The 25,068-nt window shown below is 61.5% G+C and carries 35 protein-coding genes and 5 tRNA genes; 21 read left to right on the top strand and 19 right to left on the bottom strand.

Annotation, left to right across the window (positions count from 1 at the left end; translation table 11 throughout):
• Positions 1 to 41: 41 nt before the first annotated feature.
• Both AUL28_RS19225 and AUL28_RS19215 read left to right on the top strand, forming a co-directional pair.
• Positions 42 to 482 (top strand): hypothetical protein, encoded by a 441-nt coding sequence (locus AUL28_RS19225; protein WP_062235845.1) that lies wholly within the window; start codon positions 42 to 44, stop codon positions 480 to 482.
• Positions 483 to 1,345: 863 nt separating this feature from the next.
• Positions 1,346 to 1,588 carry a hypothetical protein gene (locus tag AUL28_RS19215; protein ID WP_062235839.1) on the top strand — a complete coding sequence of 81 codons (243 nt, stop codon included), beginning with the start codon at positions 1,346 to 1,348 and terminating at the stop codon, positions 1,586 to 1,588.
• A gap of 116 nt (positions 1,589 to 1,704) precedes the next feature.
• Here AUL28_RS19215 and nusG read toward each other — a convergent pair whose 3' ends face one another.
• The 8 genes from nusG to AUL28_RS22830 all read right to left on the bottom strand — a co-directional run bounded on the left by nusG (position 1,705) and on the right by AUL28_RS22830 (position 5,203).
• Positions 1,705 to 2,223, bottom strand: a complete 519-nt coding sequence (gene nusG, locus AUL28_RS19210; protein ID WP_062235836.1) for a transcription termination/antitermination protein NusG — start codon at positions 2,221 to 2,223, stop codon at positions 1,705 to 1,707.
• Entirely contained in the window at positions 2,220 to 2,387 is a 168-nt protein-coding gene (locus AUL28_RS22835; protein ID WP_156420086.1) for a hypothetical protein, read from the bottom strand. Before AUL28_RS22835 ends, nusG begins: the two co-directional genes overlap by 4 nt.
• The gene (locus tag AUL28_RS19205; protein ID WP_156420085.1) at positions 2,384 to 2,809 is read right to left on the bottom strand and encodes a hypothetical protein; all 426 of its coding nucleotides are present in this window, start codon (positions 2,807 to 2,809) and stop codon (positions 2,384 to 2,386) included. Before AUL28_RS19205 ends, AUL28_RS22835 begins: the two co-directional genes overlap by 4 nt.
• Positions 2,806 to 3,039, bottom strand: coding sequence for a hypothetical protein (locus AUL28_RS19200; protein ID WP_062235831.1), 234 nt, complete (start codon positions 3,037 to 3,039; stop codon positions 2,806 to 2,808). Before AUL28_RS19200 ends, AUL28_RS19205 begins: the two co-directional genes overlap by 4 nt.
• Positions 3,036 to 3,356: a DUF6074 family protein gene (locus AUL28_RS19195; RefSeq protein ID WP_062235828.1), complete on the bottom strand. Its 321-nt coding sequence runs from the start codon at positions 3,354 to 3,356 to the stop codon at positions 3,036 to 3,038. The genes AUL28_RS19200 and AUL28_RS19195 overlap by 4 nt, the downstream gene beginning before the upstream one ends.
• Before the next feature lie 141 nt (positions 3,357 to 3,497).
• Positions 3,498 to 3,914, bottom strand: a complete 417-nt coding sequence (locus AUL28_RS19190) for a hypothetical protein (protein ID WP_062235825.1) — start codon at positions 3,912 to 3,914, stop codon at positions 3,498 to 3,500.
• A 174-nt stretch (positions 3,915 to 4,088) separates the two neighbouring features.
• Positions 4,089 to 4,976 carry a hypothetical protein gene (locus AUL28_RS19185; RefSeq protein ID WP_062235822.1) on the bottom strand — a complete coding sequence of 296 codons (888 nt, stop codon included), beginning with the start codon at positions 4,974 to 4,976 and terminating at the stop codon, positions 4,089 to 4,091.
• On the bottom strand, positions 4,973 to 5,203 hold the full coding sequence (locus tag AUL28_RS22830; protein ID WP_156420084.1) for a helix-turn-helix domain-containing protein: 231 nt from the start codon (positions 5,201 to 5,203) through the stop codon (positions 4,973 to 4,975). Before AUL28_RS22830 ends, AUL28_RS19185 begins: the two co-directional genes overlap by 4 nt.
• A gap of 99 nt (positions 5,204 to 5,302) precedes the next feature.
• Here AUL28_RS22830 and AUL28_RS19180 point away from each other — a divergent pair, with 99 nt between their 5' ends.
• The 11 genes from AUL28_RS19180 to AUL28_RS19130 all read left to right on the top strand — a co-directional run bounded on the left by AUL28_RS19180 (position 5,303) and on the right by AUL28_RS19130 (position 10,362).
• The gene (locus tag AUL28_RS19180) at positions 5,303 to 5,905 is read left to right on the top strand and encodes a helix-turn-helix domain-containing protein (protein WP_082640581.1); all 603 of its coding nucleotides are present in this window, start codon (positions 5,303 to 5,305) and stop codon (positions 5,903 to 5,905) included.
• A 66-nt stretch (positions 5,906 to 5,971) separates the two neighbouring features.
• Complete coding sequence (locus AUL28_RS19175) at positions 5,972 to 6,541, top strand: hypothetical protein (protein WP_062235817.1); 570 nt, start codon at positions 5,972 to 5,974, stop codon at positions 6,539 to 6,541.
• A gap of 108 nt (positions 6,542 to 6,649) precedes the next feature.
• A complete protein-coding gene (locus AUL28_RS19170) occupies positions 6,650 to 6,934 on the top strand; it encodes a hypothetical protein (protein WP_156420083.1) in 285 nt (94 codons plus the stop codon).
• Positions 6,931 to 7,365: a hypothetical protein gene (locus tag AUL28_RS19165; RefSeq protein ID WP_062235810.1), complete on the top strand. Its 435-nt coding sequence runs from the start codon at positions 6,931 to 6,933 to the stop codon at positions 7,363 to 7,365. Before AUL28_RS19170 ends, AUL28_RS19165 begins: the two co-directional genes overlap by 4 nt.
• Complete coding sequence (locus tag AUL28_RS22825) at positions 7,362 to 7,514, top strand: hypothetical protein (protein ID WP_156420082.1); 153 nt, start codon at positions 7,362 to 7,364, stop codon at positions 7,512 to 7,514. Before AUL28_RS19165 ends, AUL28_RS22825 begins: the two co-directional genes overlap by 4 nt.
• Positions 7,511 to 7,765 carry a hypothetical protein gene (locus AUL28_RS19160; protein WP_156420081.1) on the top strand — a complete coding sequence of 85 codons (255 nt, stop codon included), beginning with the start codon at positions 7,511 to 7,513 and terminating at the stop codon, positions 7,763 to 7,765. The genes AUL28_RS22825 and AUL28_RS19160 overlap by 4 nt, the downstream gene beginning before the upstream one ends.
• Positions 7,759 to 8,232 carry a hypothetical protein gene (locus tag AUL28_RS19155; RefSeq protein ID WP_062235804.1) on the top strand — a complete coding sequence of 158 codons (474 nt, stop codon included), beginning with the start codon at positions 7,759 to 7,761 and terminating at the stop codon, positions 8,230 to 8,232. Before AUL28_RS19160 ends, AUL28_RS19155 begins: the two co-directional genes overlap by 7 nt.
• On the top strand, positions 8,229 to 8,411 hold the full coding sequence (locus AUL28_RS23075; protein WP_062235801.1) for a hypothetical protein: 183 nt from the start codon (positions 8,229 to 8,231) through the stop codon (positions 8,409 to 8,411). Before AUL28_RS19155 ends, AUL28_RS23075 begins: the two co-directional genes overlap by 4 nt.
• Complete coding sequence (locus tag AUL28_RS19145; protein ID WP_062235798.1) at positions 8,401 to 8,664, top strand: hypothetical protein; 264 nt, start codon at positions 8,401 to 8,403, stop codon at positions 8,662 to 8,664. Before AUL28_RS23075 ends, AUL28_RS19145 begins: the two co-directional genes overlap by 11 nt.
• The gene (locus AUL28_RS19140) at positions 8,661 to 8,924 is read left to right on the top strand and encodes a hypothetical protein (protein ID WP_062235796.1); all 264 of its coding nucleotides are present in this window, start codon (positions 8,661 to 8,663) and stop codon (positions 8,922 to 8,924) included. The genes AUL28_RS19145 and AUL28_RS19140 overlap by 4 nt, the downstream gene beginning before the upstream one ends.
• A gap of 331 nt (positions 8,925 to 9,255) precedes the next feature.
• Entirely contained in the window at positions 9,256 to 10,362 is a 1,107-nt protein-coding gene (locus tag AUL28_RS19130; protein ID WP_062235790.1) for a tyrosine-type recombinase/integrase, read from the top strand.
• A gap of 58 nt (positions 10,363 to 10,420) precedes the next feature.
• On the opposite strand, the gene AUL28_RS19125 is transcribed toward AUL28_RS19130, so the two are convergent.
• From AUL28_RS19125 to AUL28_RS19105, 5 genes are all read right to left on the bottom strand, one after another.
• Positions 10,421 to 10,496 (bottom strand) — tRNA-Arg (locus AUL28_RS19125).
• Between the two features lie 33 nt (positions 10,497 to 10,529).
• Positions 10,530 to 10,835 (bottom strand): ETC complex I subunit, encoded by a 306-nt coding sequence (locus AUL28_RS19120; protein ID WP_058602124.1) that lies wholly within the window; start codon positions 10,833 to 10,835, stop codon positions 10,530 to 10,532.
• A 45-nt stretch (positions 10,836 to 10,880) separates the two neighbouring features.
• Positions 10,881 to 10,957 (bottom strand) — tRNA-Pro (locus AUL28_RS19115).
• 104 nt (positions 10,958 to 11,061) lie between these two features.
• The gene (locus tag AUL28_RS19110) at positions 11,062 to 11,532 is read right to left on the bottom strand and encodes a DUF192 domain-containing protein (RefSeq protein WP_156420080.1); all 471 of its coding nucleotides are present in this window, start codon (positions 11,530 to 11,532) and stop codon (positions 11,062 to 11,064) included.
• Complete coding sequence (locus tag AUL28_RS19105) at positions 11,529 to 12,119, bottom strand: cold-shock protein (protein ID WP_156420099.1); 591 nt, start codon at positions 12,117 to 12,119, stop codon at positions 11,529 to 11,531. The genes AUL28_RS19110 and AUL28_RS19105 overlap by 4 nt, the downstream gene beginning before the upstream one ends.
• 336 nt (positions 12,120 to 12,455) lie before the next feature.
• Between AUL28_RS19105 and AUL28_RS19100 the strand changes: the two genes are divergently transcribed.
• From AUL28_RS19100 to AUL28_RS19080, 5 genes are all read left to right on the top strand, one after another.
• Entirely contained in the window at positions 12,456 to 12,896 is a 441-nt protein-coding gene (locus AUL28_RS19100; RefSeq protein WP_058602108.1) for a VOC family protein, read from the top strand.
• Between the two features lie 168 nt (positions 12,897 to 13,064).
• On the top strand, positions 13,065 to 14,153 hold the full coding sequence (locus AUL28_RS19095) for a YcbK family protein (protein ID WP_156420079.1): 1,089 nt from the start codon (positions 13,065 to 13,067) through the stop codon (positions 14,151 to 14,153).
• A 59-nt stretch (positions 14,154 to 14,212) separates the two neighbouring features.
• Positions 14,213 to 14,287 (top strand) — tRNA-Glu (locus AUL28_RS19090).
• A gap of 146 nt (positions 14,288 to 14,433) precedes the next feature.
• Positions 14,434 to 14,508, top strand: a tRNA-Glu gene (locus AUL28_RS19085).
• A 147-nt stretch (positions 14,509 to 14,655) separates the two neighbouring features.
• Positions 14,656 to 14,730: transfer RNA gene (locus tag AUL28_RS19080), tRNA-Glu, on the top strand.
• A 119-nt stretch (positions 14,731 to 14,849) separates the two neighbouring features.
• Here the strand turns inward: AUL28_RS19080 and recJ are convergent.
• From recJ to AUL28_RS19055, 5 genes are all read right to left on the bottom strand, one after another.
• A complete protein-coding gene (gene recJ / locus AUL28_RS19075; protein WP_062235784.1) occupies positions 14,850 to 16,646 on the bottom strand; it encodes a single-stranded-DNA-specific exonuclease RecJ in 1,797 nt (598 codons plus the stop codon).
• A gap of 75 nt (positions 16,647 to 16,721) precedes the next feature.
• A complete protein-coding gene (gene glpX, locus AUL28_RS19070; protein WP_058602126.1) occupies positions 16,722 to 17,711 on the bottom strand; it encodes a class II fructose-bisphosphatase in 990 nt (329 codons plus the stop codon).
• Between the two features lie 85 nt (positions 17,712 to 17,796).
• Positions 17,797 to 19,101, bottom strand: coding sequence for a homoserine dehydrogenase (locus tag AUL28_RS19065; RefSeq protein ID WP_062235781.1), 1,305 nt, complete (start codon positions 19,099 to 19,101; stop codon positions 17,797 to 17,799).
• Between the two features lie 52 nt (positions 19,102 to 19,153).
• A complete protein-coding gene (locus AUL28_RS19060; RefSeq protein ID WP_062235779.1) occupies positions 19,154 to 20,365 on the bottom strand; it encodes an LL-diaminopimelate aminotransferase in 1,212 nt (403 codons plus the stop codon).
• Between the two features lie 129 nt (positions 20,366 to 20,494).
• Positions 20,495 to 20,905 (bottom strand): hypothetical protein, encoded by a 411-nt coding sequence (locus AUL28_RS19055; RefSeq protein WP_156420078.1) that lies wholly within the window; start codon positions 20,903 to 20,905, stop codon positions 20,495 to 20,497.
• Between the two features lie 175 nt (positions 20,906 to 21,080).
• On the opposite strand from AUL28_RS19055, the gene phaC reads away from it, so the two are divergent.
• The 3 genes from phaC (at position 21,081) to radC (ending at position 24,672) form a co-directional block, all read left to right on the top strand.
• Positions 21,081 to 22,889, top strand: coding sequence for a class I poly(R)-hydroxyalkanoic acid synthase (gene phaC, locus AUL28_RS19050; RefSeq protein WP_062235770.1), 1,809 nt, complete (start codon positions 21,081 to 21,083; stop codon positions 22,887 to 22,889).
• Positions 22,890 to 23,021: 132 nt separating this feature from the next.
• The gene (map, locus tag AUL28_RS19045) at positions 23,022 to 23,873 is read left to right on the top strand and encodes a type I methionyl aminopeptidase (protein WP_062235767.1); all 852 of its coding nucleotides are present in this window, start codon (positions 23,022 to 23,024) and stop codon (positions 23,871 to 23,873) included.
• A gap of 61 nt (positions 23,874 to 23,934) precedes the next feature.
• Positions 23,935 to 24,672, top strand: coding sequence for a RadC family protein (gene radC, locus AUL28_RS19040; protein WP_244493574.1), 738 nt, complete (start codon positions 23,935 to 23,937; stop codon positions 24,670 to 24,672).
• Here the strand turns inward: radC and AUL28_RS19035 are convergent, their stop codons facing one another.
• Positions 24,673 to 24,957, bottom strand: coding sequence for an usg protein (locus tag AUL28_RS19035; protein WP_058635374.1), 285 nt, complete (start codon positions 24,955 to 24,957; stop codon positions 24,673 to 24,675).
• Positions 24,958 to 25,068 lie beyond the last annotated feature (111 nt).

Below are 25,068 nucleotides of genomic sequence, written 5' to 3'. Positions count from 1 at the left end.
CGCGTGGATAGGCTAGGCCTCCTTATCTGTGAGGCTGACCGATGCAACTGAAGCTCTTCCTCGTCGCCACCGCTTTGGCACTATCGGCCCCTAGCGCTGAAGCGCAGCAGATGGCTTTCGGAAAGGGCGTCTGTGAGAAGTTCGTTCTCGGCCGGAACAACATGACGAAGGAATGCGACACCAAGCTCATGAACTCGACCTATGACAATGGTCGAACAGGCTTCTACTTCGTGTTCAAGCGCGGGAGCATCATCACCTTCTCTGGGATGGATCGGCCAAATCCCACACCCGACACCGACCTGTTCGCGATCGATAAGGTAATCTTCTCGGCAGGAGGTGCGACCAAAGAATTCGCTGCAACAGGCAGCTGCCGATACGGGAACTACAAAGCTGGACACAAACGCATCAGGTGCAAGGGCACCAGCGACGACGGCCAACCGTTCGAAGCTGTGTTCCGTCTTACGGCTCCACCCGAAGGCTAATTGTCACGAATCGAACGTCAATCGGTCGACTTCGCCTATCGGATCTTACCGGACCGCCAGATTTTTCAATACTTAGAATCACTTGAAGAATCAGGCCATCGTCCAGGCGCTTCAATGATAGAAGTATCCTGTCCCGGCCCGATTGACTCATTGGAAACGGCCTGATTCCTAAGGTGCATGGGCGTAGAACTCAGTCACCTGCAGCAGCTATTTTTGGGTCATCGGGATATGCTGCAGATAGGGCATCTTCCGATAGAGATTGCGGATAGAACTGCGGTCAAGCATCCCATTATCTACCTGTCGAACCATTCGATCCGCCACATACTAGAGCGACACCCTGACCTTTGCTTCACCGATCTATTACTGATGAGCGATGTGGTGGAGAGGGGAGAAATCATACTGGAGAACAAGAAGAAACCTTCTTTCTTATTCCTCTATTGGTCTGTTGAGCACAGCCGGCCGTTTTCGATGGCGGTCAAATACGTTCGCCAACAATCTGAATTACTGATTGTGAGCTTTCGGCGGACTGATAAGGCAAACATTCGTTCTCTACGTGAGCGAGGTCCGACGCTCAGATGGCACATACGGCCCTTACAAGTCTGGGAGTGACGGGCGCCCTTGGGCAGAGGGCGCCCATCATTTCCGAACGTGGTGGGGACTGCCATTTCCCCCACATTTGCGCTTACCGCCCAGCAAGGCTACGGCAGGCAGGTTCACCGTGTCGCACGTTCAGCAGCCCTCAGAATGAGGAAAAAACCTTCACGCCCGCTTAATACCGTTAGGGTGTGCGCCCAACTCTACGCGTCGGCGTTTGTCGCAGACAGGACCGCGTTATATTAGCAATTTGAAGGGATTGGAGAGTAATGAGCACCAACACTCTCAACAATCTGACCGCCTACTTGGATTTCATGACGGTCATTTGCGCGCTGGTCACCGCTATAGGGGGACCGAAGGAGCTATTCAAAGGGCTCAACGCGTACGAGATAAAGCAGAATACCCACCGGCGGCAGTGGAATCAGATTTTTAATTTTGCGTTCAAGGGCACGTTTATTTGCGCCGCGCTTTCGTACTTTTTCAAAGCTGTTTACCCAGCATTTGGGTCATAGCGAAAAGGCATATCGCAAAAACGCCCATGCAAACCATTGGGGAGGCGGAACCCTCCCCATCGTCCCGCCGGCAACTCAAAAGCTCCAGTCAGTCGGACGCATTGCGCAACCGCAATCTAAGCTGCTGTCTTCAGACAGTCAATCGGCACGGATGCAACGTGTCGGCTTCCGAACATCTCGACCAGAACGGACGCGCGAGCCTTCCCAACTTCCGTGACTTCCGCGTGCTGGCCGATCATCGCGCCCATGTCGATCATCACCCGGTCGCCCTTCTTCAGGCGCTCCGCTAGCGGTCGCAGCTGGTCGAAGGCGCCCGAGGTGACCGATGCCCGGATGGCCTCTACGTCGCTCTGAGGGATGTCCGCGATCCAGTTTCCCGCCGCCGACTTGCCGAGGAAGTCCTTCACCCCGTCACACCGTCGCACATTGCCGAAATGCGCCTCGCTGCCGTCGTCGAGTTCGGCGAACAAATACCCCACGAACACGGGATAGCGGCGGCTGATCCAGCGCTTCGCCTTCGCGTGGCGGAACTCCTTCTTGAACGTCGGTAGGTAGACCCCGAAGCCGGCCCGAGCGATCGACAGCGCCGCCCGATCCTCACAGCGAGGGTTGGTCTTCACGACGTACCACTTCATGCCGCCCTCCCCATGATCAAGCCGACGCCTGCCGACAGCCCGCCAGTCGCGATCCCAGCAAGGAACGACACGCTATCGAACGCCGGGAATGCGAAGCCCGCCGCCGCGAACGCGCACCATCCGATTGCCCCGCCGATCGGGAAGCACATCCATGTCGCCTTCATGCCTGCTTCTCCCAATGCAGAAGCTCCTTCACCAGCCGCGATAGCTCCTGCTCTCGCTGGCGCTCGAACCGCCGCTCGGCGAGCATCGGCATCTTGTGCCGGTCGCTGACCGAGCGCAGCGTCGCCACCTCCGACAGGTCCAGATCGAGCCCCATGCGTTGGATCTCTTCGCGGCGCTCGTCCGCTGTCAGACCGCGCAACGCCTTGATGCGGGAGCGCAAGTAATCGAGATGGCTCGCCGAGACGCCTATGGCCCCAATCTGATTGACGGCAGTGTTGTAGCCGATGCCGCTGGCGAACCCGGCGGACTGAGCCAGACCACCGCCGGACAGAGCCTGCGCGGCCGCCTGCTTGACCAGAGATGGCCCCGCCACAGCAGCCCCTGCCATCCCGCCGAAGAAACCGCGTCGTGTCGTCTTCACGCTGCATCTCCCTGGCGACCGCGCTCCACAGCGTCGATGGCCCCGGCGATGAAGTCCACCTCAGCCAGAGGGCCGGGAAGCGCTTCACGGTCGGCCTCGTTAATGGCCTTCACGGCTTGGAATTCGTCCTCCGGCAGCGCCCGAAGGCGCTCCATCATCCGCTTCATCGCGTCACATGCGATGGTGCGAAGTTCGGTCATGTTGCTGGCGTCGATCTTCCGGCGCGTCATGCGATTTCGCCTCCTTCGGGATTGTAGGTTCGTTGACCGCGCGAGCGCCGAATAACCTCGGCGTTGACGGCGTGGGTGAAGATTTGAAGCTCGGCTTGGATTGTCTCGTCTGGGATGCCGGCGCGCTCCATCTGGCGAGCGATGCCGTCTGTCATCTGACGCCACCGCGCGGCGGAGGCTCGTTCCGTGGGGCTGGCGAGGACGAGTTCGGCGGCTTGGCGGATTTTCCCGACCCTAGCTCGGCAGGGGAACGGGATGATCTCGACCTTTGGGGGCTGCCATCGGAAGAGCGGCAAGTCGGTGTGCCTATCGCTCACGCTTCCCTCCCCCGAGAATATAGAAAGGACTCCCAGTTGAGGGAGTGGGTATGGATTCCCTGTTCAGGGAGTGGGGAACGGTGAAGACATTCCCACTTGAGGGAGTGGGACATTCCCACTTGAGGGAGCGAGGATCGTGTCTCATGCGGCTCCCACTTTGCCGGTGGGCAGATTGGACTTGTTGGCGGCGGATGCCCTTTTTGGGCGCTGTGCCTCCCATTCAAGACGGGCGCGGGCGACACGCGAACGAGCTTCGGTCAGCGTCTGGATCGCGTACCACTCGTGCGTTTGCGGCATATTCCGACTGTTCGGGAAGGTCAGTCGATAGCGACTGGGCATCCTCGTGTCGCCGTAGGACCGCCCGCCCTGGTAGGTGAGCTCGACGAACCCTAGGGCTTCGGCTTCGATCAACGCAGGTTTCACTGAGTTGTGCCCGACACCGTACTCGACGAACTGAGCGTGGGTGACTTTCAGGTTGCCGTTCTCGGCCCCGCCATGCGCCAGATGCTCGATCACCAATCTCATGATGCAGCGAAGCCCCGGCATACTGAGAGCCATGAATGCCGGACTTTCGAGCATCTCGCGAGGCAGCGACAGCCATTGGCCTGAGGGCAAGTCCACAAGCGACTTGTGAGCCTTCGACCGGCCAGTGGTTCGCCCGGTCACGTCAGCTTTTCGTTTACCCTCCCCGCTCACGAGCGGACCCCATTGGAGAATTTGCCCCCATCTCGATCAGGCATTGCGGATTTCTCCCGACTGCATGTCGATGATGGTCTGCGATGACGGCTGTTCCACCTTGAGGCGCTTGCGGAGGCTAAGGCATTCGTTCTTCCACTTATCCAAGCTCTCGCCCTGAGTGCGGATCATCGCGTCTTTGCTCCACAGAACGCGGTCTTTCGCGGCGATCACAGCCTCGAAGCCGCCCTCGTTGAACAGCGTTTCCATCACCTCGAGCCGGGATAGCTCTGCAATCCGCTCGCCCTTGGTTACAAGCTCGGTCTTCAGTGCCTCGATTTCGGCCTTTGATGCCGCCAACTCGTCCTCGAGTTCGGCAATGCGATGGACGGATGGCGCGTCACTCTCGGCCGCCCGCTTGCGATAGGATTGCTGATGCTCCAAGCGCTGACGAACATCCGGAGAAAGCTGGGCCTTCTGCTCCTCGCGGACACGAAGACGCTCGGCAGCTTCTGCCTCACGCTGGCGCCGCTCTTCGGCTTTCTCGTCTCGCTTAGCCTGGATCGCATCAGCTGCGGCCTTGCTCGGCAATTCACCGACCGCCACTCTCGCCTTGATTTCCTCCACGACGGCAGGCAGGTCCGCCTTGATATCGCGGGTATCGCGCTCTGAAATGTCTACCGCCGGTAGACAAACGCCAGAAGCCGTCTTGATCGCGGCAACGGTTCGAGCGTGGTCGATCAGCTGATAAGCTCGCGCCCTGCCGAGGTCCCAGCGGTCTCGGCAGTAGTCTTCGAACCGTTGATGCGTTTCTCGGTAGAGCTTGTCGTCGCGAATCTCGACTAGCGCATTTCCGACATCGACAAACGTCGAGAGGCCTTTCTCAATGACCTTTTCGCACTCGGCAAGGCGAGAGTTTTGCGCAGGCAGCGAAGCACTCGTCATCGGGCGCGGGCTTCAAAAGACTGCTTTGCAGCCAACCAAGAGGCCGTCGAGACGCGCCCACCGCTCAGGGCGTCGATCTTGAGAATGATCGACAGCGGAGGCTGGCGCTCGCCGAGTTCCCATCGCTGCCAAGTTCGCCCTGGGTTTTTCCCTGTGACGCCGGCAAGAGAAGCTGCGCCAGCCAGGGGCAGCTTCATCTGCTTCCGCCATTCGCGCGGAGACAACATGGCTAATCCTTAACACTCTCGGGATAGTAGTCTAATAGGCTACATAACCCACCGCGCGCGTGTAAGCAAGATCAGCTACACGCGCCTACCGAGGCGCGCATGGCTACAAACCGAATTCGTGAGATGCGGAAGCTCAGGAAAGTGAGCCAGCGCGCTCTGGCTGACCTGCTGGATGTACATTTCGTCACGATCTCTAAGCTCGAGCGCGGCGAAATGCAGCTCACCCTCGAATGGATCGAGCGGATTTCGAAGGCTCTGAAAGTGCCTTCCTATAGTCTATACCACATCGAAGGAGATGCATTCGAAGTGGAAGTCTACGGCTACGCCCGAGATGACGGCTCAGTTATGGAAGAGGGATTGTTCCGCCATGTTAGAACGGTTTCTCCGAACGATGTAACCGATGAAAGAGAGTTCTGGATTGAGGTTTCCAGCAACTATCTATGGCCAGCTTTTCATAAAGGTGACCTACTACGGTTCGAGAGTTGGCCACCTTCAGTCATCCGAGACTTCTATGACCGAATCTGCTTTCTACGGCTGAAGGATGGAAAGGAGGTCATCGGCATCGTTGGGCCACCTCGGAATGACGGAGAAGTTAGCGTTCGCGCCATGAACAACCCACCGCAGGATATCGGCCCGATCCGATCTGTGGCTGTCTTGGTCGAAAGCCGACACTTCCCCGCTGAAGCGGTTGTAGCCTTATAGGCTTATTTTTTGGTTGACGGCATTGTAGCGGATGTGGCTTATTCAGATGGCAGATACGGAGGCCATATGTCCACACCCACCACACCCAACTCCACGACCAGCATTGCCACCGATGAGCCCGAATGCCGCGTGGGCACGCGTCTCGTCACCGAAGCCGAGGCGCTGTGCAATCTAATTTACGATCTCGGCGTCATCCCTGCTGTCAACCTGACGAACGACAGCATCTATTTCACAATCGACGAGAATCCGAAGGCTGGCGCCTTCGATGTCATACAGATCATCGCTAAGCGCGCATCGGACGATGAAGTGTTTTTCAATGATGCGGTCTGTGCGATCGCGAGTTGCGGCTACTATCTGACGAGCGCGCCAGCTGTAATCTCCGCCATCAAGACTGGTGCCGCCAGCGATGTCATTATCTGGCTCGAGGTCAGCGGTCTCCTGATTTGCCACGGCTATCAGCACGACGCCGATCAGACCCCGTTCCTTTTGTTCACGCCCTGCCCAGGAAGGCCCATCGCGCCGAACGCTCATCTCCTGATGGAGGTCGTATCAGCGCGCTTCGCCAGCGAGCCGGTTTTTGCTCGCGATATGACGCAAGCCGCCATCGCTGCCGGACGCTCCCAGCACAACGCCTGAGCCCGACCCGACCTTGGAATGCCAAGGTCGCTTCCCTCACCGCTCGATACGAAAAAGCCCGGCAGGGGCGGCAACCCCTCCGAGCCATGGTTCCAGCGATCCCCCACCATGGAGATTTCTATGAACAGGACAAATCGTAGCACCAAACCGCCCGAAGACGCAACAGTGATTGCGGAGGCTGTGATCTCGGACGCTTTGGACCAGCTCGCCTATGCCCGCGCGGAATCGCTTATCGCGATCAACCTGCTGGAAAGCGAACTCAAGCTGAATGCCAACACACCAGGCTTCACCTACGGGCTGAACCGGGAGCAGACGGACATGCTCCACCATGTGGCGGCTCTCGTTCACGGCTCTGTCAATCGCGCCATCGCCAAATTGGAGGAGGCACGATGACCCGCCGGGAAGCACTCTCCCATCTCGGTAAAGGCGGGGCTGCCGGCCTTCTAGCGGCAACTGCCGTTCTGGCGTCGCAGTGTCAGCCCATCGCGGCCCCGGCCGCAGAACTGGCGGACGCCGAACTGCTTCGGCTGGGCGATGAATTGCTCACCGCCTGGAAGGCCGAACTCGCGGTCATGGACGAAACACGGGACGACAAGTCGGATGAAGCGTCTGCGCGCGACATGGCCGCTTACGAAGTCCGGCGCGATGTCGTGGAGAAGATCGCCTCCATTCCGGCAACGACGGCGGCAGGACTCGGCGTCAAATGCCTTGCGATGGCGACGTGCGAGATCGATTGGGCGTCCGACGATGACACCCCCGAACTCTACATCGGGGATCGCCTCTCGGCGCAGATCAGGCGCGATGCACGAGGTGTCAGCGCATGAGAGACGGCCTCACCCTGAACGACCTCCCCGAGGTCTGGAACTGGACCCTGATCGATCGCGAGGCACAGCGCCGCATCGAGCAGATGACGCGCGACCACGACGATTTCGGCGACGACGACGAGCAAGATCCGCAGGAGCCATGGGCATGACCGACATGCGCAAGCAGATCATGGCCGAAATGACCAAGGTGGCTGCCGAAGCTATCGCACGAGGAGAAAACGGACTCCAAGCGGTCCAGTCGGCCTTCCCTGGCGTACCCCTGATTGTTGCCGTTGAAGCTGAGATGGATGCTGACAACGCCAAGACGGAAGCATGGTGGCAGACCATCGAGCGCACAATCGACGGAGAACTGGTCCGACGCGGTATCGCCTCGGCGGCCGAGGAGGACGAGAGGTGCTGAAGCACATCAACCCCACCCTCAAGCTGCCGGATGGCCGGCTGGCGCGCGACATCGCAAGCGAAGGCGATGCCGAGCGCATCATCAACGAGTTGTCGGCCGAGGTGACCGGCATCGAAACGCAGATCACCTCGGCTGAAGCCTACAAGGCCGTTGGCCGTCGCGTCGATCTCCATTGGCTCTATCGCGCCAGGCAGGCGGCGAGACACCGGAAGGAGGTCGTCCGGGCGATCCGTGGTGCCCTCAAGGTCATGCGCCGGGAGGAGCACCAGCGCCGGGAAGCCATACGGCTCGCTGCCGGGCCAGAGACGCCCGAGCAGAAGCGGCAGCGCGTCGAACTCGCCAACGCGCAGCACGAAACGGATTGCGCCCTATTCGTCGCCGAGATGCGAGAGCGCCTGCCCCGCGACGAATATCTGGCGGTCTGGAAGGCCGTGCACGCGAAGAAGGCCGAGGGGGCGCCGCAGTGATCGCCGCACGTCTCTACCTCTATCGATGGGATCGCCAGGGCCGGAAGGGGCAAACCTGTACGGTGACCGCGCGCGGCACGATGAACTCATGCTGCGTCCGGTTCTCGGACGGCTACCAGATGGTGACGAGCCGCAATGCGCTCGCGAAGGTCACGGAGGCGTCGTCCGATGGCGAATGATCCGAGCCACCGTAAAGTCCACACGATCACGCCCGGCGCGCCAATCCCCAAGCGCTGGATGTCACCCGGCGGCCCGATCCGCGTCATGTGCGAGCCGGTCGAGGGCTACGTGATGGCCCGGCGCCCGCACGCTGCGCCGTTCGTCCTGTCCGTCCGCGAATTGCTGGGCTCGTCCCGGCATCCTCACCATTTCGGGCCGTTCGAGCCCATCACCTCGGCCACCCGCCGCAACAAGGGGGAGGAACTTCCATGAGCCGTCAGCGCGACAATCTCCCCTATCCGCCGCGCGGCATGGATCGCATCGACGCGGCCCGCTACGTGGGCGTCGGGATCAGCAAGTTCGATGAGATGGTGGCGGACAGGCGGATGCCAAAGCCGAAGACCGTGGACAAGCGCCTGATCTGGGATCGCGTCGAACTCGACATGTTCTTCACCGATCTGCCTGCCCGCGACGAAGGCGGGAACAGGATCGACGCCATCCTGGCGCGGGCCGGGAACGCCTCTGCCCGATAATCAGTCGGGGCGCCGTTCGCGGCGCTCCAGCTCTGCTTCGATCGCCTCTCGGATGAAGACGGCCATCCGATTGGGGCCGACGATTTCCTCAATCCGGCGCGCGACATCCTCCGTCATTCGAACGGTCGTTTTCACAGTTCGCACTTCGGCTTTTAGCGGCGGTCGGCCCATTCGCTTGGGACTAACCGCCATCGCTATCTCTGTCAAAGACCCCTCCTAACCGCCATCGCTTATTGACCGAATAAGCGCCCTCCCTTACCTAAGCGACGGCGGTTATGGAGACAAGAGCAATGATCCTGAACGAATCCCCCTCCCGAAATGGCGACGTGAAGTGAGCGAAGATCATCCCGGCGCGGGCAAATATCGAGACCGGCACGAGAAGGAGCGCTGGCGCTTCCGACGCGGCGGCAAGACCATCGCTCTTCCAGGCGCGCCCGGCGATCCCGAGTTCGAGGAAGCCTATCGGGCAGCCGTCGAAGGTCGGAAGCCGGTCAAGGCCGAGGTTCGCACACACCCCAACGCCGCCCTACCCCGCACATTCGGGGCGGCGTGGCGGCTGGTGAAGCAATCGGCCGACTGGAAGCGCCTAGAGCCCGCCACACAGCACAACAACACGAGGTGGACGGAAGCCTTCCTGCTGACGCCGGTCCTTGAAGGGCATCCCGACCTCTGGAAGGACCAGCGTGTCGAGGACTTCAAGCGCAGGCACATGAAGGCGCTTCTCTCGGACAAAGCCGATACGCCCCACGCTGCGCGGAATCAGATGGTCGCGATCCGCCGCATGATGACCGTCGCGCTCGATGAGGAATGGATCGACTTCGACCCGACGCTCGCGATGAAGTGGCGCCCCGAATACAAAGGGCGGCGCGCCTGGACCGACGAGGAAATGGAGAAGTTCGAGAAGCGCTGGCCGATCGGGTCGAACCCGCGACTCGTCTACGCAATTGCGCTCTGGCTCGGGAATCGCCGTAGCGACGTGACGCGCCTTCGATGGGACCAGCGCAAAACGCTGACGTTTCGCGATAAGGGCGAGAGCGTCAGCATCGACGCCTTTGTGCTGGAGCAGAAAAAGACCGGGAAGCAGCTGACCATTCCCATCGTGCCGATGCTCTCCGAGGTGCTGGACGGCTCCACGATCCGAGGCGAGACGGTGATCGTCACCGCCCACGGAAACCCCTACTCGGATAAGTCCCTCACCGGGCGGATGCGGACATGGACCAGATCGGCCAAGCTGCCCGAGGGCTGCACGCTCCATGGGCTGCGCAAGACGCTCGGGCGCATTCTCGCGGAGAGCGATGCGAGCACCCGGCAGATCATGGACATTCTCGGCCACGACGACATCGAACACGCCGAACTCTACAGCCGCGAGGCCGCTCAGATTCGCCTTGCTATGGAGGGCATGAACAAGGTCGTGGCGCTTCGGCGGCGGGCTGGCTAACCGGCTGGCGAACCACCCCGGCGAACCACCATATAACCAACTGATTTCATTAAGAAAATGGCGACCCCGGCAGGATTCGAACCTGCGACCATCGGCTTAGAAGGCCGGTGCTCTATCCACTGAGCTACGGGGCCCGGTGAGCGCCGCGTCGGCGGCGCTCCGATGGTTCAGTGCGTCCAGGGCGCGATGCGATCGTAGCGGAAATTGTCGGAATAGGACACTTTCGGACGAACCGACACGTGCTCTTCCTCGACGCGATACGCGATACCGTAGCGATCGGCATAGGCAATCGCCTGTTCCTTCGTTTCGAAGGACAAACGGACCTGCGACAGCATATCGGACGAGGATGTATAGCCCATCAGAGGCTCAACGACCTTCGGTGCGGCAGGCTCGTATTGGAGCAGCCATTCCTTGGTCTTCGCCTTGCCGGACTGCATCGCCGTACGTGCAGGACGATAAATCCGGGCCACCATGAAAACGATCTCCAACCTCTTGAGCCAACCAGTCCTTTCAAGACATGGTCGGAGCGGCAGGATTCGAACCTGCGACCCTCTGGTCCCAAACCAGATGCGCTACCAGACTGCGCTACGCTCCGAACGGCCCCAAACGACTGGAACGATCTGGGGTATGCCCTGCGGATGAGCTCGGGTCAAGAGACGCCCGCGCCTCATTCCAGCTTTCCAAGAGCTGTGTGAACGATCAGTTTCGGGACGGGATGACGGCGTGTTCCAGCCTGTCGCCGCGTGTCGCTCCATACCGGGCCGCCGCGCCCCCATTGATCTCAAGCACGTAGCGAACCGGGCCGCCCGAAGAGATCAGGTCCAAGGACAAAGGCTGGGCATTGGCGCCGATCCGCACGATCCGTCCCGTCTCGTCCAGAAACAGCATGTCGAGCGGAATCAGCGTATTCTTCATCCACATATCGACATCGCGTGTCTGACCGAAATCGAACAGCATCCCCGTATCATGCGGCAGCGACTCGCGGTTCATGAGGCCGACTTCGCGCTGACCCGGGGTATCGGCCACTTCAACCTCGATCGGAAAGCGCCCTTTCGAAGTCACCAGTGTTGCGGTTGACCCCGAGGATTGCGTGGTGACAGCCAGGACGCCCGCAATGGTCAGTGCCGCCAATCCCAGGGCCGCGACTGTCGATTTGGTCCGTAGCATCATGTTTCTTCACCGCCGTGTTCGTCAGCAGTCGGCCCAAGAGGTTGGATTTCGGCTGCCATCAAGCCTTTCGAGCCGAGACCGAATCGGACAAGCACCGACTGGCCGGGTCGTAGCTCCGTCATGCCATAACGGCGCAGCGTTTCCATATGGACGAAAATGTCCTCGGTGCCCTCGCCTCGTGAGAGGAAGCCGTAGCCTTTGGTCCGATTGAACCATTTGACGCTCGCCAGCTCCAGATCACTCGACGGATCGACTTGAACATGGGTCCGCATCGGTGCGCCAGCTGTGCCGGACGAAACGGCCGTCGACGCATCCATGGACACAACGCGCGAAGCCTGAAGCCCACGTCCCCCTTTCTGAACCTCACAGACGATGGTCGCGCCCTCAAGAACGGTAGAATAACCATCCCTCCGCAGGCAGGTTACATGGAGAAGGATATCCGCCGATCCGTCATCGGGCACGACGAACCCGAACCCTTTCGCGACATCGAACCATTTGATGCGACCGGATACGACCTGCGCCGGCTCCGCCAGTTCCGCGTGACCGTCAGTCGTTTCGGTGGGGCAAGAGCAGGCGTGCCCCGTCATATGGGCCATCGCTTCGCTTGCCGATACACAACACGCATTTCCACCCCTGTCCAAACCGCATGCGACACGCTGGTCTCACATCGATTCGCCGCCAATCGTCCTTCGACACCGCCTCTGTTGATGAGAATAGATAATCAAGTGCTTTTGGAAATCCTTTTGATCGAATTTTAACGATTTTCCCGACGGGCGATCCCCTTACGTCACAGTCGCAGCTAACGGATGCTGAGCGAAATAAAACCGACCAAATTTTATGGGAGACCGGAACAATTCCGCCGAACCCTTTTCGGCATCGTTTCGGGCACCAGATAGCGCGAACACATTACGACGGGGGAATCCTTGCGCTATCTTCACACTATGGTTCGGATCACCGACATCGATCGCTCTCTCGATTTCTACTGCCGCCATATGGGCATGGTGGAAATCAGGCGATCGGAAAGCGAAGCGGGTCGATTCACACTGATTTTTCTCGCAGCGGCGGACGACGTCGAAACAGGTCGCGCTCAGAGCGCCCCGCTTCTGGAACTGACCTATAATTGGGACCCGGAAACCTATAGCGGTGGCCGGAATTTCGGCCATCTCGCCTATGAGGTCGACGACATCTACGAAACGTGCCAGCGCTTGATGGATGCGGGCATCACCATCAATCGGCCGCCGCGCGACGGGCGCATGGCCTTCGTGAAGTCGCCCGACAATATATCGTTCGAACTTCTCCAGAAAGGTTCGAGCAAGCCGCCGCAGGAACCTTGGGCGAGCATGGAGAACACAGGTTCCTGGTGAGGCGCCGAGTAGTGGCACCGCGCTTCATTCGGTGTTAATGTTTCTCCATGTCAGGAGCTGCGCCGAACAGGCGGGCGCATGGGAACTTGAGACGCTTGCAAGGCCGGTCGCGCCGATCCTCGGATCGGCGCTCTTTTTTAAGACGCCGGTTCTGCGACGCATCAAAGGGTGGACGAGCGATTGACGACCAAGAGTTACTGGCGACAAGCGCGTTGCGTTTGGATTGTCGCGGGCCTCGCGAGTGCCTCGTCCCTGGTGACGGGATGTGTGTCCGCTGTCGATGAAACATCGGCCTTCGGATTCTCTCATACCCCGAAGGCGAACGAACCCAAGGACATCGCATCGATCATCCAATCGGATGGAAAGTTGACGCCCGACGTCACCAGCCCTCCTGAGGTGGCAGCGCCCAGTCCAGTGGAACCGGCCAAAAAGCAGGCGGAGACGCTCCGAAAGGTGGCGTCGGGCGATATCGCCAGATCGATCGCAACCCCCGCCCCTGCGGATCGTCAAGCGCCAATGCAGGTGGCGGCCGCCGATCGGCCGGCAGACGCCAAATCGCGCAGCCTGCTGACGCCACTTTCGGCGCCGGTCGTTACCGCCTTCTCGCAGCCGCGCAGCGGCGGGCCGGAAGCCGATCATTCTCTTTACGCATCTCTCTATACGCAATCCGAGGCCAAGGTCCCCTTGCGCAACGCCGATCGCACCAAGAGCAAGCGGGTCATCATTCATCAGGCGGGAAGCGACGACAAGCAGAACCCGGCCGACAATGGGCTTCCCGGCGTCAACCCCAAGTCCCTCTTCGAAATCGGCCAGCGCGCGTCGGTGGATTCGGAACTGATCGACGATCTCGGAGACAGCTATCAGCTGGCCTCGCTCAGCGGCATCGCACGCCTCGCGCCGAGTGGCCTTCTGATCCAGCGTGAAGACGTCGTGACGAATTGCTTCGACTCCAATCTGATGTCGCTGATCTCGCAGATCGAGACGCGCTTTCATCAGAAGGTGGTCATTACGTCAGGCTTCCGTTCACCGTCGCATAATCGCCGCGTCAACGGCGCGAAGGCATCGTTGCATATGCAATGCAAGGCCGCCGACCTTCATGTGCCGGGCGTCAATGGACAGGAAGTGGCTCGCTTCGTGCGCGCGCTGCCCGTGCGCGGCGGCGTCGGGACCTATTGCCATACGGCCTCCATCCATATCGATGTCGGCCCGCGCCGGGACTGGAATTGGCCGTGCCGAGGCATGCGCCGAACCGGGTGATTTTCACTCGCAAGAGGGCTTGCGAATCTGCGGCCTTCCTTGCATAGGAACACTTGTCCGCGCCCGTCGTCTATCGGTTAGGACGCCACCCTTTCACGGTGGAGAGAGGGGTTCGATTCCCCTCGGGCGTACCACATTCTTCGCATATCAAGCCATTCAGGCGTGCTTCCGAGTTTGGCTCGGTCTCGTTATGAGCGTTGTTTTTCGAGCGGTGGCGTGTCCTCGAATTGCAATGATGGCTTGCGATAATACGCGACTCACCTTATAGAGACCCTCGTCCGCGCCCGTCGTCTATCGGTTAGGACGCCACCCTTTCACGGTGGAGAGAGGGGTTCGATTCCCCTCGGGCGTACCACTCTTCTGTCCGTCTCAAGCCATTCAAGCGTGATTCCGAGTTTGGCTCGGGCTCCTTTTGTGTGCCGCTTACCGAGCGGTGGTGCGTCTTTGAAGTGCAATAATGGCTTGCCATAACACGCGACTCACCTTATAGACGCCCTTGTCCGCGCCCGTCGTCTATCGGTTAGGACGCCACCCTTTCACGGTGGAGAGAGGGGTTCGATTCCCCTCGGGCGTACCACAAGCCTCCGTAATATGATCTAGTTTGTGTCTTGCGGCGTTCGCCCGACTAGGCACGCAATGGGTTCGCTCACTTTGGGCTGAGCGAGGATCGTTGGTCGATCAGGCTCCGAACCTGTGTCACTCCGACGGGATAGCCATATCTACGACCCGCATCGTCACTTTCTCACGCCCGCCATAACGATCCATGGACAGCGTCCCAGCCACATGGATCGCCCTGTCTCGTGACGCCATCAACGCCTCACCCAGGGGCGTCCCTTCGACCCGGAAGGCGATGGCGGACGCCTGCGCACCATCGGCAGCCTTCAGTGTCATACGAATGTGACCACCTGTCCCAACATAGGACGCATGGGTCAGGCGATGTCGCGGTAAAGCGAAAATGGGCGCGGCATGACCGGCGCCATAGGGGCCTGCCTTCTCCACCAGCGAATAGGTCTCGGACGACAGCGCCGAGGCGGACATGGCCGCGTCGATCTCAATGACATCGCTCGCCATCAGGTCCGGAACGACCTTGCCGGCCTGCTCCTCCGCCAAGGCGCGGAAGTCCCCCAGACGCGCACGCTCGATCGTCAAACCGGCGGCCATCGCATGTCCGCCCCCTTTCACGAGAATTCCCGTCTCGACCGCGCGCCGCACGAAGCGCCCGAGATCGAAACCGGGGATCGAGCGCCCTGATCCCGTTCCACGGTCGGTCGCGTCGAAGGAAATGGCGAAAGCCGGGCGCGAGAAGCGCTCTTTGAGACGCGCAGCCAGAAGCCCGACGATCCCCGGATGCCAATTCGCCCGGGCGGCGATCAGGACCGAGGGCCCCTCACCCGTCCCAATTTCCGTTCGAATCTCGGCCTCGGCTTCGTCCAGCATCACGCGTTCCATGGCCTGACGCTCGGCGTTCAGGAGGTTGAGCTGCTCGGCAAGCGCCCGCGCCTCCAGATCGTCCGACGTTACGAGAAGTCTTATGCCCAAATGGGCTTCGCCGATGCGACCGCCCGCGTTGATGCGCGGGCCGAGAAGGAAGCCGAGATGGAACGTGTCGATCGGACCGGACAGGCGCGCGATTTCAGCGAGAGCCTTGATGCCCGGCTTGCGGAGATGGCGCATGGTGGCCAGCCCGCGCACCACCAGGGCCCGGTTGAATCCTTGCAGCGGCACGACGTCGCAGACCGTCGCCAGGGCAACGAGATCGAGATCGTCCATGAGGGGCGGCAGGCTGGACGGATCGTAGCCGCGACGGCGAAGTTCGCGCGATACGGCCGCGAGCGTGACGAACACCACGCCCGCCGCGCAAAGATGCCCCTGCTGCGAAAGATCGTCCTGCCGGTTCGGATTGACGATGGCATGGGCGGGCGGAAGCAGGCCGCCCGTCTGGTGATGGTCGAGAACGAGCAGATCGACCCGCCGCGCGGCGACGGCCTCCAGCGCCTCGAAGCTGCCCGTACCGCAGTCGACCGTTACGATCAGCCGCGCGCCACCGTCCATCAGGTCCCGCATGGCATTCGGATTCGGCCCGTAGCCCTCCGTCAGACGGTCGGGAATGCGCACGATGGGGTCGAGGCCGAAATGCTGGAGATAACGAGCCAGCAAGGCCGAGGAAGCCGCGCCGTCCACGTCGTAGTCGCCGAAGATCGCGACCTTCTCTCGGCGGGCGATCGCGTCGGCCAGCCGCGCAGCCGCCTTGTCCATATCCGTCAGGCTGGACGGGTCCGGCATAAGGTCGCGGATGGTGGGCTCCAGAAAGCGCGCCGCCTCGTCCGGTCCGACGCGCCGAGCCGCCAGAACGCGAGCCACCATATCGGGGATCGCGTGAAGCTGCGCAATCCGCGAAGCTGACGCCTCATCCCGAAGGTTCAATGCGTGAACCCAGCGACGGCCGGACGCCGACTGCTCGACTTGAAGAAACGTTCTGCGCTCGGCGGTCATGTCTGCCTATGTGGGCGTGACTCGGCCATGATGGTCCCCCATCGCTTTTTGCGAGCAGAAGCCATGAGCCTTGCGTCAAAGCCCGAATTTTTCGAACTCGTAATGGCGCGCGCGAATATCGCGGATCGTTCGCGTCTGCATCCGCATCACCAGCGTGTGCGTTTCGATCCGCCCCTGATGGAATCGAACGCCGTCCAGAAGATTACCGTCGGTCACACCCGTTGCGGCAAATACGACGTCGCCCCGCACCATATCGGCCAGCCGATAGATGCGGTCGGGATCGCCGAGACCGAGCTTCTCGGCTCGGGTGCGCTTTTCGCCGGTGTTGAGTTGCAAACGACCTTCCATCTGACCACCCATACAGGCCAAAGCCGCCGCAGCGAGAACACCCTCCGGTGCGCCGCCAATCCCCATATAGATGTCGATGCCGGTCTCTGCGGGACTGGTGGTTTGGATCACGCCCGCAATGTCCCCGTCGCCGATCAGCCGGATCGCTGCGCCGGTTTCGCGGATCGACTCGATTAGCTTCGCGTGGCGCGGGCGATCGAGAATACAGGCCGTGATCTGACCGACCGACACGCCTTTTGCGGCGGCCAGCGCGTTGAGATTGTCTGCCGGACTGCGGTCCAAACTGACAATGCCATCGGGAAAGCCCGGACCGACCGCGATCTTCTCCATATAGACATCGGGCGCGTGCATCAGGCTTCCCTGCCGCGCAATGGCGAGGATCGTCAGAGCGCCGGGCAGACTTTTGGCGCAAAGCGTCGTGCCCTCAAGCGGGTCGAGCGCCACGTCGGCCGAGAAGCCGCCGGCGCCGATCTGTTCGCCGATATAGAGCGAGGGCACTTGATCCTTCTCACCCTCGCCCACCACGATCGTGCCTTGGATGGCGAGCGCCGCCAATTCGCGCTTCATGGCATCGACGGCCGCGCGGTCGGCCGCGCGCTCGTCGCCGCGCCCGCGAAGCGTCGCGGCGGCCACGGCGGCACGCTCGGTCACACGCGCGATCTCGATCGACAGAACGCGGTCGAGCGACTGCAAGTCTTCGTCCACTCGCTCCGACATCGCTACCATCCTCCGGCTCGAGAGCTAAGGCCCGATATTTCGGCGTTCCGTTGCCGACATATGATAGGCGCTCCTGCCTTTTTTCTTAGTCCAAAGCCTCGATACGAACCATGCGGGGCTCGCTCTTGAGGTGGCCATCCTTCGAGACGGCATCGAGCGCTTTGCGAACCGCCGCTTCCGTCGTCTCATGGGTGATCAGGATGACGGGCGCGGCGTCCCGCTCGCCCGCACCGTCTCGCTTGCGCTGGACGATGGATTCCAGAGAAATCTCGTTCTCCGCCATGCGGCGCGCGATCGAGGCAAAAGCACCGACACGATCCAGAACGCTGAGGCGGATGTAATAGCCGCCCTCATGCGCGCGCATCCGGGCCCGCTTGTAGGGCGCAAGACTTGCAGGCTCCAGACCGAAGGCAGGCATGGAAACGCCCCGCGCCGCGTCCAGAACATCCGATAGAACGGCCGAGGCCGTCGCATTGCCGCCCGCCCCCGGCCCGACCAGGAGAATCGAGCCAAGAAGATCGGTGTCTACGGCCACAGCGTTCGTCACGCCATCGACCTGAGCCAAGGCGGAATGCGCCGGGATCATGGTCGGATGAACACGCTGCTCGATGCCCGATTCCGTGCGCTGGGCGACGGCCAGAAGTTTGATGCGATAGCCGAGATCGGCCGCCGCCTCGATATCTTCGGTCGTCACCGCCTCGATGCCCTCGATGAAGATCGAATCGAGGTCGATTTCGCAGCCGAAGGCGAGCGAGGTCAGAAGCGCCAATTTATGGGCCGCGTCGAAACCGCCAATGTCAAAAGTCGGGTCGGCCTCGGCATAGCCCAGACGCTGCGCGTCCTTCAGGCAGTCGTCGAACGCGATGCCCTCCCGCTCCATGCGAGTCAGCATGTAATTGCAGGTGCCGTTCAGAATGCCATAGACGCGGCTGACCTTGTTGCCGCGCAGGCCCTCGCGCATCGTCTTGATGATGGGGATGCCGCCCGCGGCGGCCGCCTCGAAGAAGATCGTCGTTCCCTTGCGCTGCGCCAGCTTGGCGAGTTGCACACCATGATGGGCGAGCAACGCCTTATTGGCGGTGACGACCGGAAGGCCACGGTTCAACGCGGCCTTCACACTGTCGAAGGCAGCCCCTTCGGCTCCACCCACGAGTTCCACGAACAGGTCGATCTCAGCATGAGACGCCAGAGCGACCGGATCGTCGAACCACTGGACCCCGGACAGATCGACGCCACGATCCTTCGAGCGATCCCGCGCGGTGACCGCGACGAGTTCGACCGGGCGCCCGGCGCGCAATGCATAGGCATCCTTGTTCGAGGCGATCAGCCGGGCGAGCGAGGCGCCGACCGTACCGAGCCCGGCAATGCCGAGCCGCATCGGGCGATCCATGATATGTCCTTGGGTCAAAGCTCTGCGAATGGGTTGCTGCCGCCGTCGCGCGTTACGCGCCGGCTGCGGCCTTTTGGCCCTGATCCTGCTCCGTTGCAAGGAAGCGTCGCAGGTTGCGGGCGGCTTGGCGAATGCGATGCTCGTTCTCGACCAGAGCGATGCGGACGAAATCGTCGCCATATTCCCCGAAGCCGACACCTGGAGCGACCGCAACATCGGCCTTCTCGATCAGCATTTTCGAGAATTCCACCGAACCCATATGCCGGTAGGCCTCGGGGATCTGCGCCCAAGCGAACATGGTCGAGGACGGCGGCGGGACATGGAAGCCGGCGCGACCGAAGGATTCGACCAGAATGTTGCGGCGATGGCGATACACCGAGCGCACCTCTTCGATGGCCGCATCGCCGGCGTTCAGCGCGGCTGTAGCGGCCACCTGGATCGGCGTGAAGGCGCCATAATCGAGATAGGACTTCACGCGCGCCAGAGCCGCGATCAGGCGCTCGTTGCCCACGGCAAACCCCACGCGCCAGCCCGGCATGGAGAAGGTCTTGGACATGGAGGTGAACTCGACCGTCACATCCATCGCGCCGGGCACTTCGAGGACGGAAGGCGGCGGCGCGCCGTCGAAGAAGATTTCGGCATAGGCGAGATCGGAGAGAATGATGATCTCATGCTCTTTGGCGAATTTCACGACCTCTGCGTAGAAGTCCAGCGTCGCCTCGTAGGCCGTCGGGTTCGACGGATAGTTCAGGATGATCGCGATAGGCTTGGGGATCGAATGGCGCACCGCGCGGTCGATCGCCCGAAGGAAGTCCTCATCGGGACGCGCCGGAATCGAGCGGATCGTTCCGCCCGTCATCAGGAAGCCGAAAGCGTGGATCGGATAGGTGGGGTTCGGGCAGAGCACGACATCACCGGGCGCGGTGATCGCCTGCGCCATATTGGCGAAGCCTTCCTTGGAGCCCAACGTCGCGACGATCTGCGTGTCGGGATTGAGCTTCACATTGAAGCGGCGCGCATAATAGGCAGCCTGGGCGCGGCGCAGGCCGGCAATGCCCTTGGAGGCGGAATAGCGATGGGTGCGCGGATCGCGAATCGCCTCGCAGAGCTTGTCGACCACGAAGGACGGTGTCGGCAGGTCCGGGTTGCCCATGCCGAGATCGATGATATCGACGCCGCGCGCGCGAGCGGCCGCCTTCTTCTTGTTCACCTCCTCGAAGACATAGGGAGGGAGACGGCGGACTTTATGGAATTCTTCGGTCATGGGATTTGCTTTCGAATCGGTACGGACGATCGGACGCGCTGGGCCATGGGGAGGCGCGCGTCACTGTTCACTCGCTTTGAGCGTCCGCTGAAGCCGGGCACATCGACCGTGGGATCGGTCGGCGGCGCTCTACTGCGCCCGGCTGCTGGCGGCGTCCGCCGCCGATCCGGTGGTCGCGGCTCGAAGCCGCGCATCGGCGTCGCTCTGCTGCTGCGCCGCGATCTGGCTGAGTTCGCCGACACGGCGCTGATAGGCGGCGTCGTTGGGCGGCGTGGCGCGCGCGGCGACATTCGCAAAACGGTTGCGCGTCGCCTGTACCTCTTCGTTCGAAACCTGCGGCGCCGCCGCCTTAGGGAATGCGCCGATCAATGGATATCCATTTTCATCGAGCCGCTGGGCCGAGGGGCCGGAGGCCGGCGCAGCGCCCAGACGCGGAAGAATGGTGGGAGTGTCGTCGCGCGGCAAAAGCGGCTGGCAGGCCGAGAGAGGCGCGCCGATAAGGGCGAGCGTCGCCGCCATTCTCAACCGTAGCATTGCCATACACCGCTTCCCGCTCCACACCGCGTTCTCTTTACCTAAACCACGCGCCCTTGGGAATGGTGCCGTTCCATCGCGTGTCTTGCTGCAATGCCGCGACGAAAACCGGAGCGGAAACGCTGGCAATCGCTGAAACGATCACCAAAACATGCTTATCTCCGACCGACGAGGAGACTTCATGAACGACCAACGCTCCGCCCCCTTCCAAGCCGGGATCGATAGTTTCCAAGGCTATGCCGTGCGCGACCCCGAGGCCTTCGCGCGCAACGCGGCGCGGATGCTCGAACATCTCGGCAAGGCGGCGGCCGCGTGGGTGGAGCCGCGCGAACGGGGCGAAGTGCGCGATGGGCCGATTAGCTACACGGACGTCGTCTCGACTCTGTCGGAGGTCGGAGACTATTGGCTGAGCGACCACCAGCGCGCGTTTCAGGCCCAGGCCAAGCTGATGTCGGGCTTCATGGGCATCTGGGCCAATTCCATGGCTCGCGCGGCGGGCCAGCCGGTTGCCCCGCCCGCGCCGGACAAACGCTTTGCCGACGAAGATTGGCAGCGCCACCCGCTCTTCGCCTTCCTGCGGGAGAGTTATGGTGTCGTCAGCGAATGGGCCAACGGCTTGGCGCAGGATGCCGAAGGGGTCGATCCGCACACGCGGCACAAGGCGATCTTCTACACCCGCGCCATCGTGAACGCGCTGTCGCCCGCCAATTTCCTCGCCACCAATCCCGAACTGTATCGCGAGACCATGGCCGAAAACGGCGAGAATCTCGTTCGCGGGATGCGCATGTTCGCAGAGGATATGGCGCGCGGCGAAGGCTTCCTGAAGCTGCGCCAGTCCTGCGAGAACAGTTTCAAAGTCGGAGAGAACGTCGCGACCACGCCCGGCAAGGTGATCGCGGAAAACGAACTGTGCCAGATCATCCAATATGCGCCGTCCACCGAGACGGTGTTCAAACGGCCGATCCTGATCTCGCCGCCCTGGATCAACCGCTTCTACATTCTCGATCTCAACGCGGAAAAATCTCTGATCCGCTGGATGGTCGAGCAGGGCCATACCGTGTTCGTGATCTCCTGGGTGAATCCGGATGCCCGGCACGCAGACAAGGACTGGCAGAACTATGTCGAGGAAGGTCTCGTCTTCGGCCTCGACACCGTTCAGCAGGTGACGGGCGAAAGCGAGGTGAATGCCGTCGGTTATTGCGTGGGTGGCACGCTTCTGGGCGCGGCGCTGCCCTATCTCAAGGCGCGCAGCGACGAGCGCATCCGCTCCGCGACCTTTCTGACGACCCAGATCGACTTTCGCCATTCGGGTGACCTCAAGGTCTTCGTGGACGAGCAGCAACTAGCCGAGCTCGAAAAGACCATGGAGCGCGGCTATCTCGAAGGTACGCGCATGGCGGCGACCTTCAATCTCCTGCGCTCGGGCGAGCTGATCTGGCCCTATGTCGTCAGCAATTATCTGAAGGGCAAAGAGCCCGCGCCGTTCGACCTTCTTTTCTGGAATGCCGACGCCACGCGCATGGCCAAGGCCAACCACCTCTTCTATCTGCGCGCCTGCTATTTCGAGAATCGGCTGGCCCGCAAGGAGATGGAGATCGGCGGCGTTCGTCTCGACCTTTCGACCATCGATCTGCCGGTCTACCATCTCGCGACCAAGGAGGATCACATCGCGCCCGCGATCAGCGTCTATGAGGGAAGCCTCGCCTTCGGCGCACCATCCACCTATGTGGTCGCGGCGTCCGGCCACATCGCCGGCGTCGTCAATCCGCCTTCCAAGCAGAAATACCGCTTCTGGACCGGGGCTGCGCCGTCGCGGGACGTGAGCTTTCAGGATTGGTGGAACACGACCGAAGAAACGCCCGGCTCTTGGTGGCCGCATTGGCAGGTCTGGATTGAGCCGATGGCCGGAGAGCGTGTGCCGGCGCGCGAGCCGGGCGGCGGCGTTCTCACACCGATCGAAGACGCGCCGGGGCGCTACGTCAGAGGTTGAACGAACCGATCCGGTTCCGCTCTGCCCGCCCACGCTGCCGCACAGCGCGGGCGGGGTTGAAGCCGGGGCCTATCGGTGCGACATCTCCAGAAAACACCGCCTTGTCGCGGTCTTGGATCGAATTGCTGCCCGATGACCATCTATCTTGAAGCCGAAGCCCAGCCCCTGCGCAACACCGGCTCGATCCGCCTTTACGGAGCCGAAGCATTCGAGGGGATGCGCCGCGCCTGCCTGCTGACGGCGACCTGCCTCGACAAGCTCGCCGATCTCGTGAAGCCCGGCGTCGCTACGCAGGCGATCGACGATTTCGTGTTTCAGTTCGCGATGGATGCCGGTGCCCTGCCCGCGACCCTCAACTATCGCGGCTACATGAAAAGCGTCTGCACCTCGATCAATCATGTCGTGTGCCACGGTATTCCGAACGACAAGCCGCTGCGCGAAGGTGACATCGTGAATATCGACGTGACCTTCATCGTCGATGGCTTCTACGGCGATTCCTCGCGCATGTATCTGGTCGGCAAGGTGAAGCGCGCGGCCGAGCGGCTTTGCGAAATCACCTATCGCTCGCTCGTTCTGGGCATTCGAGAGGTCAAGCCGGGCGGCCATATCGGCGACATCGGCGCGGCAATTCAGGATTATGCCGAGGGCGAGCGCTGCTCCGTCGTGCGCGATTTCTGTGGCCATGGCGTCGGCAAGCTGTTCCACGATTCCCCCAATATCCTGCATTATGGCCGGCGCGGCGAAGGCGTGGAGATGCGCCCCGGCATGATCTTTACGATCGAACCGATGATCAATCTCGGTCGCCCGCATGTGAAGGTTCTGCCCGACGGCTGGACGGCCGTGACGCGCGACCGCAGTTTGACGGCGCAGTACGAGCACACGGTCGGGGTGACCGAGGGTGGGTGCGAGGTCTTCACCTATTCTCCGGCCGGGCTCGACATGCCGGGCTTCTCGGCCGAGCGTCTGGCAGAAATCTCCGCCTGAAAGCTCGCTGCCGGTGCCGCCCCGCAAGGATCGCAAGGGACTGAATGAAGCCTCGGGCTTTCTGCCGACCGAGCTTCTTCGGACGGCAGAACCCATTCCAGTCGCGCCCATCAAGCCCGCGCCCGAACCCAAGCATCATGACGGGCATCGCGACCGGCTGCGCGATCGGTTCGCGGACGCTGGCGCGACGGCGCTCGCCGACTACGAGCTTCTGGAACTCGTCCTGTTCCGCTCCATTCCGCGACGTGACGTGAAACCGATCGCCAAGGCATTGCTCCAGCGCTTCGGCACGCTGGAAGATGTGTTGAACGCGCCGACCCATCTCCTTCAGGAAGTGGACGGAATGGGTCGGTCCTCTGCCTTGGATCTTCGCATCATCGCCGCTCTCCTTCAGCGCGCCATTCGCTCCGGCCTGCGCTCGCGCGAGGTTTTGTCGTCTTGGTCAGCCGTTATCGACTATTGCTATGCGGCGATGGCGCATGAGACGCGCGAGCAGTTTCGCGTTCTCTTTCTCGACAAGAAGAACGCGCTGATCGCAGACGAGGTGCAGCAGACCGGCACGGTCGATCATACCCCAGTCTATCCGCGAGAGATCATTCGACGCGCACTGGAGCTTTCGGCTTGTGCGCTCGTGCTCGTGCACAATCACCCGTCAGGCGACCCGTCGCCGTCCAATGCCGATATCGAGATGACCAAGATCATCGTGGACACATGCCGACCGCTCGGCATCACCGTCCACGATCATCTGATCATCGGCCGCAACGGGCACACGAGTTTCAAGAGCCTGCGCCTGATGTGATCAATGCAGATGTCCGACCTCGCGCATGAGGCGGATTTCCTGCGGGCGGATGAGCCGCTCGTGCGAGATGCGAACCGAATGGATCTTCGCTTCGATTTCCCGCTCCCAGTGGTCGAGAAAGCGGCGCAGGCGCGGATAGTCCGGCGCCATATCCTCGAACTGCCAGGAGAAACTTTGCAGGAAGCTCGGATGATCCGGCATCCGGTAGAGAATCTCCGCAAAGGTCATTCCGAAGCCCGAAAGCATCTTCCGGAATTGCGGGTCGGGCACGCGTGCAGTCGGCATGTCGCATCCTTTCGCAGGCGGCGCTGAACTGCGCCTGAGACAAGGCTGCGCCCCCAAGCTTAACGAAGCCTTGCAGTTTGGCTATTTTAAAGGCCGGCACAAAATTTGTGC

This window comes from Aureimonas sp. N4 (assembly GCF_001463925.1).
Taxonomy (GTDB): Bacteria; Pseudomonadota; Alphaproteobacteria; order Rhizobiales; family Rhizobiaceae; genus Aureimonas; species Aureimonas ureilytica_A.
Note: the sequence above shows the minus strand (reverse complement) of the source record. Positions and strands in the feature narration are given on the sequence as shown.